The 12,711-nt window shown below is 58.6% G+C and carries 15 protein-coding genes; 7 read left to right on the top strand and 8 right to left on the bottom strand.

Annotated elements, in window-relative coordinates; genetic code table 11:
• Window positions 1-86 precede the first annotated feature (86 nt).
• A complete protein-coding gene (locus tag CU048_02600) occupies window positions 87-443 on the bottom strand; it encodes a hypothetical protein (GenBank protein QBR70348.1) in 357 nt (118 codons plus the stop codon).
• A gap of 179 nt (window positions 444-622) precedes the next feature.
• Between CU048_02600 and CU048_02595 the strand changes: the two genes are divergently transcribed.
• Both CU048_02595 and CU048_02590 read left to right on the top strand, forming a co-directional pair.
• The gene (locus CU048_02595; protein QBR72605.1) at window positions 623-1,516 is read left to right on the top strand and encodes a DNA-binding protein; all 894 of its coding nucleotides are present in this window, start codon (window positions 623-625) and stop codon (window positions 1,514-1,516) included.
• 46 nt (window positions 1,517-1,562) lie between these two features.
• On the top strand, window positions 1,563-1,985 hold the full coding sequence (locus CU048_02590; GenBank protein ID QBR70347.1) for a globin family protein: 423 nt from the start codon (window positions 1,563-1,565) through the stop codon (window positions 1,983-1,985).
• Between the two features lie 52 nt (window positions 1,986-2,037).
• Here the strand turns inward: CU048_02590 and CU048_02585 are convergent, their stop codons facing one another.
• Entirely contained in the window at window positions 2,038-2,244 is a 207-nt protein-coding gene (locus CU048_02585) for a transporter (protein QBR70346.1), read from the bottom strand.
• Window positions 2,245-2,575: 331 nt separating this feature from the next.
• On the opposite strand from CU048_02585, the gene CU048_02580 reads away from it, so the two are divergent.
• Together CU048_02580 and CU048_02575 are read left to right on the top strand one after the other, a co-directional pair.
• Window positions 2,576-2,830, top strand: a complete 255-nt coding sequence (locus CU048_02580) for a hypothetical protein (GenBank protein ID QBR72604.1) — start codon at window positions 2,576-2,578, stop codon at window positions 2,828-2,830.
• A gap of 68 nt (window positions 2,831-2,898) precedes the next feature.
• A complete protein-coding gene (locus tag CU048_02575) occupies window positions 2,899-3,639 on the top strand; it encodes a YkgJ family cysteine cluster protein (protein QBR70345.1) in 741 nt (246 codons plus the stop codon).
• A gap of 51 nt (window positions 3,640-3,690) precedes the next feature.
• On the opposite strand, the gene msrA is transcribed toward CU048_02575, so the two are convergent.
• From msrA to msrB, 3 genes are read right to left on the bottom strand one after another with little or no spacing between them, the layout of a single operon-like run.
• Window positions 3,691-4,413, bottom strand: coding sequence for a peptide-methionine (S)-S-oxide reductase (gene msrA / locus CU048_02570; GenBank protein QBR72603.1), 723 nt, complete (start codon window positions 4,411-4,413; stop codon window positions 3,691-3,693).
• Window positions 4,414-4,455: 42 nt separating this feature from the next.
• Window positions 4,456-6,255, bottom strand: coding sequence for a cytochrome C biogenesis protein (locus CU048_02565; protein QBR70344.1), 1,800 nt, complete (start codon window positions 6,253-6,255; stop codon window positions 4,456-4,458).
• A gap of 20 nt (window positions 6,256-6,275) precedes the next feature.
• Window positions 6,276-6,764 (bottom strand): peptide-methionine (R)-S-oxide reductase, encoded by a 489-nt coding sequence (gene msrB / locus CU048_02560; GenBank protein QBR70343.1) that lies wholly within the window; start codon window positions 6,762-6,764, stop codon window positions 6,276-6,278.
• Window positions 6,765-7,028: 264 nt separating this feature from the next.
• On the opposite strand from msrB, the gene CU048_02555 reads away from it, so the two are divergent.
• Together CU048_02555 and CU048_02550 are read left to right on the top strand one after the other, a co-directional pair.
• Window positions 7,029-7,850 carry a nitrate reductase gene (locus tag CU048_02555; GenBank protein QBR72602.1) on the top strand — a complete coding sequence of 274 codons (822 nt, stop codon included), beginning with the start codon at window positions 7,029-7,031 and terminating at the stop codon, window positions 7,848-7,850.
• 114 nt (window positions 7,851-7,964) lie between these two features.
• On the top strand, window positions 7,965-8,984 hold the full coding sequence (locus CU048_02550; GenBank protein ID QBR72601.1) for an acetoin utilization protein: 1,020 nt from the start codon (window positions 7,965-7,967) through the stop codon (window positions 8,982-8,984).
• 7 nt (window positions 8,985-8,991) lie between these two features.
• On the opposite strand, the gene CU048_02545 is transcribed toward CU048_02550, so the two are convergent.
• Window positions 8,992-9,327 carry a hypothetical protein gene (locus CU048_02545; protein ID QBR72600.1) on the bottom strand — a complete coding sequence of 112 codons (336 nt, stop codon included), beginning with the start codon at window positions 9,325-9,327 and terminating at the stop codon, window positions 8,992-8,994.
• 141 nt (window positions 9,328-9,468) lie between these two features.
• Here CU048_02545 and CU048_02540 point away from each other — a divergent pair, with 141 nt between their 5' ends.
• Window positions 9,469-9,834: a Fe-S cluster assembly scaffold SufA gene (locus CU048_02540; protein QBR70342.1), complete on the top strand. Its 366-nt coding sequence runs from the start codon at window positions 9,469-9,471 to the stop codon at window positions 9,832-9,834.
• 12 nt (window positions 9,835-9,846) lie between these two features.
• On the opposite strand, the gene CU048_02535 is transcribed toward CU048_02540, so the two are convergent.
• Window positions 9,847-11,337, bottom strand: coding sequence for a DEAD/DEAH box helicase (locus CU048_02535; protein QBR72599.1), 1,491 nt, complete (start codon window positions 11,335-11,337; stop codon window positions 9,847-9,849).
• A gap of 349 nt (window positions 11,338-11,686) precedes the next feature.
• Window positions 11,687-12,520: an iron permease gene (locus tag CU048_02530; protein ID QBR70341.1), complete on the bottom strand. Its 834-nt coding sequence runs from the start codon at window positions 12,518-12,520 to the stop codon at window positions 11,687-11,689.
• Between the last annotated feature and the right edge of the window lie 191 nt (window positions 12,521-12,711).

Genomic DNA, 12,711 nt, shown 5'->3' with positions numbered 1-12,711 from the left:
TGTCCGATCCGCGCGGTCTGACGGCAGTTCCTAAACAGGACATCCAGCCCCCGGGTCTTGGCGCTCCGGGTGCCACTCATTCCGTATCACGTGCGATTGAATCCATCCTTGGTGAAAGTTTCGATGAGGCGATAGCCACGCCCGCGCACTGTTTTGATCGGGTCTGCTTCGTCGTCGCGGACAAGCACCTTGCGTAGCCGGCTGATGTGCGTGTCCACCGTGCGGTTGTCGATTTTGCTGGATCCCCAGACTTTCTCCAGGAGTTGCGTTCGCGAAAGAATTCCGCCGGGGGTCTCCATCAGGCATTCGAGCAATCGGAATTCTATGGGGCTCACGTGAATGTTTCGTCCTGCGCGCGTGATGCGTCGGGTCTCGCGACTGAGATCGATGTCGCCGATCCTGAGCGGCGTGAGAAGTTCAATTTCAATGAGATGACGCATCATCGGCTCTGAGTGTTCGTTGAACGGCCAAGCCGCCTAGGCTTCCTTCGTCCCGATCTCCCTATGCATAAATTTTGCCAATGCACGAAATTTTCGCATAAATAGGCGGAGTCTCTAGCTAATATGGCTCTTACCTTTATGCGAAATTATGCTATTTTTTCAAAATATTGGAAAGAATGCCCATGACGCAGTTCCTGACGACCCGCGAATTGGCCGCGATGCTGCGTGTCAAAGAGCGAAAGGTCTATGAATTGGCGGCCGAAGGGGCGCTGCCGGTGCGCCGCGTCACCGGCAAGCTTCTGTTTCCGCGAGCCGAAATCGAAGAATGGCTGGTTTCGCATCGGGGAGCGAGCAAGACCAGCCGAAGTGACGCGGCTCCGGTCCCAACCATGCCGCTTGTCATTGCCGGCGGCCATGATCCGCTGCTGGAATGGGCGTTGCGAGAATCGCGCTCCGGCATTGCGGCGTTTCTGGATGGCGCCCTCGATGGACTGGCGCGCGCCGCGAAAGGCGATTGCATCGCCGCTGGATTACATATTCCTGAACGCGGAACAGAGGCTTGGAACGTCGCAGCGGTCAGCAAATCATTCGGTGACAAACCCGTCGTCCTGATCCAATGGGCGAAACGCACGCGTGGGCTGATGTTCCGGGCCGAGCAGGGGCGATCGCTCGACTCCCTTGCCAGTACTCGCGGATTGCGTTTTCAGTCGCGCCAACCGGAAGCTGGCAGCGAGTTGGTGCTTTCCCAATTGCTGGCACGGGAAGGCTTGCAAAAAAGCGACTTGAACCCGGTTGAAGCCATCGAGCGGTCGGAGACGGATCTTGCCATGGCCATTGCCGCGGGAAGAGCCGATGTGGGTCTTGGTATCGAGGCGAGTGCGCGGCAATTTCAGCTCGAATTCACAGCGCTGATCGTAGAGAGGTTCGATCTTCTGGTCTGGCGGAAGGCCTATTTCGATCCGCCGTTTCAAAAACTCATAGGCTTTTGCACCGGCGAACTCTTTAAGCAGCGCGCGAAAGATCTCGGCGGCTATGACATCGGAAGGTTCGGCACCGTTCATTTCAACGGGCCCTGAAACATGGCTCGGCATAAAGTCACTATAACTGCCGGAGGAGAAGAAAATGCAACGGGAAGTGACTGAAATCTCTGACGAAACGCAGAGAGCGGCGATCGAAACGGCGATCAGCGACTGTGTCGAACGCTTTTACGCAAAGGGCGTCGCCGACCCGCTGCTTGGACCGGTCTTTACTGCGATCCCCGATCTGCCCGGTCATCTGGAAATCATCAAGAACTTTTGGTCTCGTTCGCTGCTGGGAACCGAACGCTACCAGGGCCATCCTTATCCGGTTCACACGAGCTTACGGATCGAGCCCGAACATTTCCAGCGCTGGCTGGACTTGTTCGTTGAGAGCGCGCAGGGAACGCTGCCGAAACCCCAGGCCGAACAAGCGATCAGCCAGGCGAGCCATATGGCTCAATGTTTCCAGGCAGGGATGTTTCCCTTCACCGATGCGGAGGGAAGGCCCTCTCGACAGCCCCATTAATCTAGTTGGACTGAGGCCGCTCAGCTTTGCTGAGCCAAGCGGCCCCGTTCGCTCACTCGACGGCGATGATAACATCGGAAGACTTGATGATCGCCTTGACCTTTTGGCCCGTCTTCAAACCAAGGTCCTCAACGGCTTCATTCGTGATCGAGGAAGTGATGGTTAGACCCTTCACATCGATCAGAACATGCGCGGTGGTCGCGCCTTTCTTGACGTCCTTGACGGTTCCTTCGAGGACGTTCCGGGCGGATATCTTCATGATTCTGGCCTCCAGTGAGGTTTCTTAATTCGGAAGAGCATTACCCGCAGTCCGAATAGTGCGGCTGTTGGGAGTAGCCCGCCTGCGATCCGCAAGCAATATGCGGAAATCACGTATTTTTTGTTTGTTTCAGCCAGTTTGCACCGAATTAATGCCCATTAATGCCAACCCTTGCGGCTTTTCTGGTTTAACGCGCCACCCCCAAATCCAATTGACTCGTTATATAAATAATTTATATAAATGGAACCGTCTTGGTTCACGTGGAGATTGGATAATGGCTTCGGACGTTGAGGTGGAGCCTCGGGAGGCTGAGGGCAATATTGTTTCGCTGATGGCCGCCAAATCCTTGGTGGAAAGCCGTCGCGCCGAAGGGAAATGCGAGGAAGTGCTCATCCATGTCCGTTTCAGTCCGAACGGTCTCGTTAACACCATCGATAAATGTCCTGAAAAACTCAGTGCGCAGGACTGGTTTTACCATCTTTGCTACGCGGCTCCTCGACATTACCAGGTGTTTGCCGGCGGCCGCGGCGTGTTCCGCATGCAACGTAGTTACTTCGAGGCGATTTTGAGTCAGAATCCCAGTTAAGCGGGCCGTAGCGCAGGCTCTTGGCATTGGCCCGCACCAGGATATTTTGACCTGAAACGGATCATCAAATGTCGGTCCCGGATGCTTCCAATCCTATCGTATTTTTCAAGGCGATGTGTCGTGCCTTCGCCGTCTCGCTCGTGTCCAGCCGTGATCGCCGAGACCCAATTGAAAGCCTCTCCCGGCAAGCCTTCGAGAGCTTTGCGGAGGGCGTTGCGTTGGAAGCCAATAAGGACGCGCCCGTTGCCTGCCGCGGCGGATGCGCGAGCTGCTGCGCAATCCGTGTCGTTGCCACGGCGCCTGAAGTTTTGAGCCTTGCGCGTCAAATTCGTGCTTTCCCGCAAAAATTATCATCCGGCCTTAAGCAAAGGATCCTGGCCGCAGATCGCGCGACAAGATTGCTCGATCAACAGCAGCGCATGGATTCGAGCGTGGGTTGCCCCCTCATCGAGGACGATTATTGCGGGGTTTATGCGGTACGCCCTTTAGCCTGCCGCGGCCACGCCTCCTTCGATGAGGACGCATGTCGCGACGCCTTGAAAGGCGGCGCATACGAGGTTCCGATCTCCGCCTTGCACCTCACCGTCCGAAGCCTGGTGCAGAATGCCATGCAGTCGGCGCTGCGCGACGCAGGCCTGGCTTGGGGAAGCTATGAGCTGAATCAAGCTCTTGCGATCGCCCTTTCCGATGAAACCTGCGAGCGGGCTTGGATGACCGGCGACGACGTCTTTGCGTCAGCCCTGATTACCGACGTCAGCCTGGCCGAAATGGCCGAAACCTTCGATGCGCTGAAGGCGATGGCAGCTTGAGCGAATGTCCCGCCGTTGCTACTGAAAAACCCTCGCTTGTCGCGGCAGCGGCTAGTTCGTGGGGCGCGCCGTTGAAACGAGCACCGGGTCGGGGCGATAGAGATCGGGAAAGTGGCGCTTGAGACTATCTATCTTCGGCAAATCGTTGACGACAATATAGGGATAGGTTGGATTCTTGGTCAGGAAATCCTGATGATAGCCTTCGGCCACGTAGAAAGTCCGATCGGGTTCGACCTTTGTGACAATCGCCTTGCCAAACACATGGGCCTTGTTGAGTTGATCGATGTAGGCTTCTGCGATCTTTGCCTGCTCTGGGCTCGCGGGAAAGATCGCTGAGCGATATTGGGTGCCGCTGTCCGGGCCCTGCCGATTGAGTTCGGTCGGATCATGGGCAACCGAAAAATAGATTTGCAGGATACGCCCATAGCTGATTTGGCGAGGATCGAAGCTGACGCGCACTGATTCTGCGTGGCCCGACTTGCCTTCGCTCACGATCTCATATTGTGCGGTTTTTCGGTCGCCCCCCGCATAGCCGGAAACGGCGTTCGTGACACCACGAACATGCTGGAAGACGCCTTGCACGCCCCAGAAGCAGCCGCCGGCGAGGACTGCGGTTTCGGTAGGTGCTTCTTGCTCGACAGGAGAATCGACCAAGGGGCCGGGGATAACATGCGCGTCTTCGGCGACCGCAGGAGAGAGCGTGAGCCCGATGCCAACAAGCATCAGAAATGCGATGAGGGGCAGGGCAAGCCGCGCGCCCTGCAAGTGTCCCATGTTTGAGGTTTTGAAAATCTTGGTCATCGGTCAACTCCGATTTCAGCCGAAGGTGAATGCATAGGCTTGCACGTCCGGATCGAGGAATTGGATCTCGAACAAATGATCGGTGATTGCACCGCTTTGGCGGACGAGTTGATAGAGCCGCTGATTGGTCACGACGCCATGCCCGTCGGTATCGATATCAATGCCGTGGCTGGCGCCGGGGGCCGCGCCGTCGATCGTAACGCGAAATCTTACCGCCCTGCCATCGGGCGCCGGCCCGAGAACCAGATGCAAGTCGCGGGCGTGGAACTTGTAGAAAATGCTGCCGCTTTTCCGGTTCAACGCGGCATGCTCGCCGCCGACAGTCCAATCTCCCGATAGGCCCCAGCCGTTGAGCTGGGGAACAGCCCTTGCGTAAACATAAGGCGCGTCGGGGACTATGCCTCCGGGAGAGGCAAAGTTTTCCGCCCGGTCATAACCGATATAGGTCTCCGGCGACCGCACGTCGCTAAGGTCGGGCGCTGCCTCGATCCCCGTGGCGTTCACCGAGGTCCGGTCGGCTTTTAAGGGCTTGCCGGCTTCCGCCAGAAGGCTTCGGATCACCTGCTCGGATCCCTCGTAATCACCTTCGCCGAAATGATGGTGGCGGATATGCCCCTTTGCATCGATGAAATAATGGGCCGGCCAATATTGGTTGCTGAAAGCACGCCAGATCGCATAATCATTGTCGATCGCGACAGGATAATCGATCTTCAGGTCGGAGACGGCACGGCGCACATTGCCGATGTCTTTCTCGAACGCGAATTCGGGAGCGTGCACACCGATGACGACCAATCCCTCGTTCTTGTACTTCTCGGCCCACGCCCGGACATAGGGGAGCGCCCGCAAGCAGTTGATGCAGGAATAGGTCCAAAAATCGACCAGGACGACTTTGCCCTTGAGTTCATCGCTCGTCAGCGGCGACGAGTTCAGCCAAAGGCTTGCGCCTAACAAGGACGGCAGTGCACCCTCGATGGGCAACTCTTCAATCTGCGCCGAGGAGCCGCCCTTCATCACGAGAGGGTCGCCGGTCATCGCGCCGGCCCCCGCGACTATGGGTGATTGCGGGAGGCGCTGGATTTCGGGCGAGCCGCGGAACCTGTCGAGCAAGCTCTGCTCGATCGAACCGGTGCTCGCCAGAGAAACACGCGTGAGATAATCTGTATCAAGCCCTAAGGCGATGGCCGCAACGGCCGCAAGCACCGTGGCGCCAAGAGCTCGCCGGACCCATTCGCCAAACCTGAGTGATTGTTTCATGGCGGCAAACAGCCTGCCTCCCACCAGGAGCGCCAATGACAGGGACGTGGCCGCGCCGGCCGCATAGGCAAGCAGCAGCAAGGAGGTCTTGATGCTGGCTCCCTGAAGGGCCGCGCCGGTCAGGATAAGGCCCAAGACCGGCCCGGCACAGGGCGCCCAGAGCAGGCCCGTCGCAACGCCGAGCAAAAGCGACGTCAGGAACGTCGATCTGCCGGCCCCCGCAGTTTGTTCCGCGGATCGGGACAGGCGCGCGCCGAGGGCGACGAGGGGCCTTGTCAAACGATCGGACAGTTCGGGGAACAGCAGCGTGATCCCGAACAAGGCCAGAAGTGTCATCGCCACGGCACGGCCGTAGCGATTGGCTTCGACCGCCCAACCCCCGGCAACCGCCGCCAAGCTCGCTATGATGGCGAACGTCAGAGCCATGCCGGCGAGCATCGGCAGCCCGCTCCGCGCAAAAGGCTGACCGGTCCGCGCGAACACGAAGGGAAGCACCGGCAGAATGCAAGGACTGACAATGGTCAGAACGCCGCCGAGATAGGCGAGGAGGAAAAGGGTCATGAGTCAGCGCCCTTCAGGTATCAAGCGGACGCAGCTTTGAAACTCATGGCAACGCCGTTCATGCAGTAGCGGAGGCCCGTCGGTTTGGGACCGTCGTTAAAGACATGGCCAAGGTGGCCGCCGCAGCGGCTGCAATGGACGGCCGTCCGCACCATGCCATACGAGCGATCCTCGGTCGTGCCGACTGCCTTCTCCAATGGAGCCCAAAAGCTCGGCCAGCCCGTCCCGCTGTCGAACTTGGTTGTTGAAGAAAACAAATCGAGGTCGCAGCCCGCACAGGCAAAAGTGCCACGCCGGGCCTCATGAAGGAGGAGGCTGGAGTAGGCGCTCTCGGTTGCGCTCTGCCGAAGCACAGAATACTGCTCTCGAGTTAAAAGCTTACGCCATTCGGCATCGCTATGGGTCACTTGAAAACTGTCGGCGGCAGATGCAGGTGCGTACCATGGCGCGCCAACCATGGCCGCGACGCCGATTCCGGCGTTCGTCAAGAATAGACGCCTCGTCATCATGATGCAGAACTCCGGCCTGGACACGCATTTTCGACGGTCCTCTCAGCACATACGGATGCAGAGGCTATTTTGTTACCAAAACGAAGGAAATCACGCCTATGTGATATCTTCTGTCCGCAATCCAACTGCAGATGGGACAAAACGGGGCAGCGTCAGCTTTTCCGGCTGATGCTGGCCGAAGCCTTGAGGCAAATTTTAATAGATCGCTTTGCCGTGACTGACGTCACTTGAGCATGCGTGACGGCGACCGATGGGTTGGTTTTTATGACATCTTTTTCGCAGACTATTCTTATGTGCCCTCCCGATCATTTTGAAGTCGCTTACGTGATCAATCCGTGGATGGAAGGGCAATTCGCGAACACCGACGCTGTGCTGGCGCGCCAGCAATGGGATGCTTTGCGCAGCGCGATCGGACAACATGCGAAAGTGGTGCTGGAGCCGCCGCAGCGGCATCTCCCGGACATCGTCTTTACAGCAAATGCAGGACTCGTCTTGGGCAAGACGGTGATCGTCAGCCGATTTCGCAGCCTCGAAAGACAGGGCGAGGAGCGGCACCACCGCGCTTGGTTCGCCGAAAATGGATTTTCAATTCTGGACTGGCCGCAAGAGGTTCCATTCGAAGGGGCAGGCGATGCCCTGTTCGATCGCGGGCGGGATTTGCTGTGGGTCGGTCATGGCTTCCGATCGGATGCCGCCGTGCCCCTTCTTTTGGAGAAGCTCCTTGGCCGCAAGACGGCGGCGTTGAATTTGGTCGATCCGCTATTTTATCATCTCGACACCTGCCTTTGCCCTTTAACGGGCGGATCTCTGATGTATTTTCCGGCAGCCTTCGATGAAAAATCGCGGGCCTTAATTGAGTCCTTGGTGCCCCGTGACAAGCGCATCGCGGTCGAGGAAGCCGATGCTTTGAAATTCTGCTGCAATGCCGTTGATCTCGATAGCCATGTCTTTATGAATGATGCGTCGGAGAATTTGCAAAGCCGCTTGCGCAGCGTTGGATTTCAGCCCGTCGTCGTGCCTTTATCGGAGTTCATGAAGGCCGGCGGCGCGGCCAAGTGCCTGACTCTCAAGCTTGTCGAGACCTAGCAACTGGCAAGGCTCTTGACGGCGGGCGCTGGAAAGGACGTCGCTTTGAACCCTCGGAGGGAGACTTCCTTGGCTTTTCTTTCGATGTCGCGGCGTCGCGTCCTGAAGCTCGGCATGGCGGTTGGCGCTGGCTACACATTGCCCTCCCAAGCGAACGCGGAGAACCTGAAAGGGCCATCTTCACATACGAAGGGATCAACGCTCCTCGTCACCCATGAAGCGTTCCTCCACCATATGACAAACACTCAAGAGCGCTCGGCACGGATGACGGCGATCGACGCCGCGCTCTCAGATGCTGCCTTCTCGGCTCTCTGGCGTGAGCCGGCGCCGCTGCGTGGCGACATCGAGGCCGCAATTTTGCGTGTGCATGGTGCGGAGCATCTGGCCCGCATTGCCGCGGCCGCCGCCGATACAGAGAATCTCCCATACTTTTTCGACCGAGAAACCATAATCTCGGCGGGTTCGTGGGAGGCGCTGCGCCGGGCGGTGGGGGCGGCCTTGCTTGCAGTGGATCGCGTGATGGATCCGGCGTCGGGGATAGCCAACGCGTTCTGCCAGATACGACCGCCCGGCCACCATGCCGAACGCGACCGCATCAAGGGCTTTTGTCTGTTCAACAATATTGCCATCGCTGCAGCCTATGCACGCGCCAAGCATGGAATCGAACGCGCCGCCATCATCGATTTCGACGTGCATCACGGCAATGGAACTCAACAAATCTTCTATTCAGACCGCGCCATGTTTTATGGTTCGATGCATCAAATGCCGCTGTTTCCGGGGACCGGCGCGGTGACGGAGACGGGGGTTGGCAATATCGTCAATGCGCCGCTTCGCGCGGGGGACGACGGAACTCGCTTTCGCGAGGTCATGACGCAGCGCATCTTGCCGGCGCTTGACGCGTTCCGGCCGGAATTCATCTTTATCTCCGCCGGCTTCGACGCCCATGTCGACGACCCGCTCGCGGGGCTGCGGCTCGTCGAATCCGATTTCGAATGGATCACGCAAAAACTGGTCGAGGCGGCGCAGAAACATTGCAACGGGCGCCTCGTATCGTTCCTGGAAGGGGGATATCGGTTGCCGGCCCTCGCGCGCTCGGCTGCCGCTCATGTGCAGGCGCTGATGGCCGGGGCATGAGAAGCTGTTACGGATCCTGTTCGAGGATGAGGCTTTGCGCCGGTTCCTGGTTCAGGACGTGGCCGCGCAGGATCAACAGAAGGTTTTCGGTCGAAAGCCTATGATACCAAACGCCGTCGGGGTGAACAAAAGCCAAGGGCTCCCCGGTGCATTTGCCGAGGCAGGAGCTGCGGACACAGGAAGCTTCACCGACCCAGTCCGCGCCGCAGACTGCATCGGAAAGTCTTGTGCGAAGTTCCTCCAAAAGGCGCGTGGCGGCGCCGGCGTTATTGCAGCACGGTCCGGTGCAGATCATGAGCCGGCGTGGCGCGGCCGGGCGATTGAAGATATCCTTGACGGGTATCGGCGTTGGTCCCATCGTCGCTGGCGCTAGGGAGATCAGCGAATAAGACCGACCGGCCCATGCTGCTGGCTATTCGCCGCCCCTAAACAATTGTGGCGTTCCACGCCATATAGCTGGTTCGACCCTCAACCGGGAGGATTTATGGCCAACCCTACCTTTGCAGTCTTGTCTTTGACCGAAGCGGCGGCGGCCCGCGCGCGGAGCCTGATCGAAACCGCCGGACGGCCGGTCGCCGGACTGAGGGTGGGCGTCAAGAAAGGCGGCTGCGCCGGAATGGAATACACGATGAATCTTGCCGAGGAGATTCAGCCGGCCGACGAGGTGATCGAGGATCAGGGCGTGAAGATCCTGATTGCTCCGCAGGATCTGATGTTTTTGCTCGGGACCAAGCTGGATTTCGATGTCAACACGTTGCAGTCGAGCTTTACCTTCCACAATCCTAACCAGACCGGCAGTTGTGGGTGCGGGGAATCGGTCTCGATCACGCCAGCCGGCGAAAGCCCATAACGACGTCAGGCTTCAGACGGTTGGCGTCTTGCGCGCGTCGTCTTTGGTTTCGGCGGTTTTTTCTGGCTTGATCTTGGCCGGCCGCAGCAAGAACATCGGCACATGATCGCCCATGCCGACGACAGGCGCGTCATCCTGGTCATTATGCCTACGGCGATTCGGTGCGGCCGGTGGCGCGGCGGCGCGAGTCCTGGCTGGCTCTGCGGCGGGCGGGGACTCCGGGGCCCGTGATGGCCGTGGGGGCCTCGGTTGGTTTTGCCGGGCAAGTACGCTTTCGCCGTTTTCCCGCGCGGTTTCGGCGCCACGAGGCGCGGCCCGCCGCGACCTTGCAGGGCGCTGGTGGCGGGATGTCGGCTCAGGCTCGCCGGCGATATTTTCAAGGGTTTCGCCTGGCAGCCAATCGATCGTTCGCCCGATCAGGCGTTCGATTTCGCTGATGTATTTATTGTCGGCGGGTGTGACGATGGAAACCGCGACACCGGTTTTGCCCGCCCGTCCTGTCCGGCCGATGCGATGCACGTAATCTTCCGCATGGGTCGGAACGTCGAAATTATACACATGGCTGACGTCTGGAATGTCGAGGCCACGTGCCGCCACGTCGGAGCAGACGATCAGATCCACGCCGCCGCTCTTGAAAGCTTCAAGCGACATCATGCGGGCGCGCTGGTCCATATCGCCATGCAGAACGCCGGCATTGAAACCGTGTTTTTGCAATGACTTATGCAGGATTGCGACGTCCCGTTTGCGATTGCAGAAGATGATGGCGTTCTTAAAGTCCGCAGCGCTCCGCAGAAGACGGCGCAAGGTTTCGCGTTTGCCCGGGCCACCTTCGGAAGCCACCAATCCTTGCGCGATCGTGACCGCCGTCGAGGCCGCCCGAGCCACTTCGATGCGTACCGGATTATGCAGAAAGGTCTCGGTGAGCCGGGTGATTTCCGGCGGCATCGTCGCCGAGAAGAAGAGCGTCTGGCGCGTGAATGGCACCAGCTTGCAGATGCGTTCGATGTCCGGAATGAAACCCATGTCGAGCATGCGGTCGGCTTCGTCGATGACCAGAATTTCGATCGCCGTCAGAAGAAGCTTGCCGCGTTCGGAGAAATCCAGCAGGCGCCCAGGCGTTGCGATCAGAACGTCGGCACCGCGGGTGATCTTTGTTTCCTGATCGCCGAAGGACACGCCGCCGATGAGCAAGGCGACGTTCAGCTTATGGTTTACGCCGTAGCGGACAAAGCTTTCTTCCACCTGCGCGGCGAGTTCGCGGGTCGGTTCGAGAATGAGGGTGCGGGGCATCCGTGCCCGGGCGCGCCCTTGTTCGAGGCGTGACAGCATCGGCAGAACGAAGGCGGCAGTCTTGCCCGTGCCCGTCTGGGCAATGCCGAGCACGTCTCGTCCCGCGAGAACATGCGGGATCGCCTCCGATTGAATGGGAGTGGGCGTGGTGTAGCCCGAAGCTGCAACAGCTTGAAGGACCTTCTCGCTAAGATCGAGTGTGCTGAATGTCATTCCGTTCCCGAACAGGATTATGATCGAACCGATTATTTTTGGATCGCGCCGCGCTCTGGTTGGCGAGCTTCCGCCTTGCAATTGCAGCATCCGTCCAGTTTTGCGGAACTCTCCGCTCGGACGAACAGTGCGAACCGAACCTTGGATGGTCGGATTGAACGGTCTGAACGAGGACAGCTAACAGCGGGGCCATCGATTCAGGCGATGGCCTATTCCACTATATCTAATCTCACGTTAACGCAATGAATTTGCAAGCTTCACTTCGAAACCGCCAGAAAAAAGGCGAATTTTGCATGCGCCGAATTGCCGCGCCGCAGGCCGTGGGCATCACGGAGAATTGGTTTTGCCTCTAGTTGGTTGCCAGGCGGCGACCCTGCCCAGGCGGGGGCGACAGAAGCTTCATAAAACCGAAGATCGCCGCAAGGGTCCCGAGATAGACGATCAGCTGTAACGCGGTGGGTTGGTCGGTATAGCCCAAGAGCGTGTGCAGAACGCGGCCGAACATGCTGTTGCTTGTGAGAAACGAAGACGTATTCCAGACAACTTGTCCGAACCCTGTCGCGATATCGGCTTGTTCCAGAAACGCGACGCTTTGCGCCGCCATGCCGGCGGCCATGAAGGAAATCAGGATACTGGTAACCCGGAAAAGATAGCGCGGCGGAATGACCACCAGGCCCGAGTAGGTGAGGGCACTGACCCCGGCTCCGAGGACAAGCCCGAGGAAACCACCGAGCAATAGACTGAGCCCGGACTCTCCGCTCGAAAGGACGATTCCATAAAGGAACAGGACGACCTCGGAGCCTTCGCGCAAGACCGCCACGCTAACGACAATCGCAAGGGCGGTCAGGGAACGCGATCCGGCGCTGACATCGCGTCCCAATTGGCGCAAATCCTCGCTCATCTGTCGCCCGTGGCGCGCCATCCAGACATTGTGCCAGCCCAGCATGACGACGGCCACAGCAAGAATGGAGGCGTTGAAAACTTCCTGTCCAATGCCTTGCAGCGCATTGGACAATGAGCCGGCAAACATCGCGACCAACGCCGCGCCGGCCAGCCCGGCGAGGACACCGCCGACAATATAGACAACGTGCCCCGGCATCTTTCGCGTGACCGCCAGGACGATTCCAATGATCAGCCCGGCTTCGATGACTTCGCGCAAAACGATGATAAGAGCGCCGATCACGCAAAACTCCCTTGCGCCCGGGGTTGGCGAAGGCGCGGAACAAACAGTGCAGGTTTCAGGCCACTGCGCGGCGGCGGCGTTTGAGCAACAATGAATGTCCCCTTACACCCTAATAAAATGGGTTTCAACAAAAGTAGTTTTCAATTAGAACAATTATAAACTCTGGTCGGTAATCTTTTAAGCCGGTCGAA

This window comes from Beijerinckiaceae bacterium (assembly GCA_004564215.1).
Taxonomy (GTDB): Bacteria; Pseudomonadota; Alphaproteobacteria; order Rhizobiales; family Beijerinckiaceae; genus Methylocapsa.
Note: the sequence above shows the minus strand (reverse complement) of the source record. Positions and strands in the feature narration are given on the sequence as shown.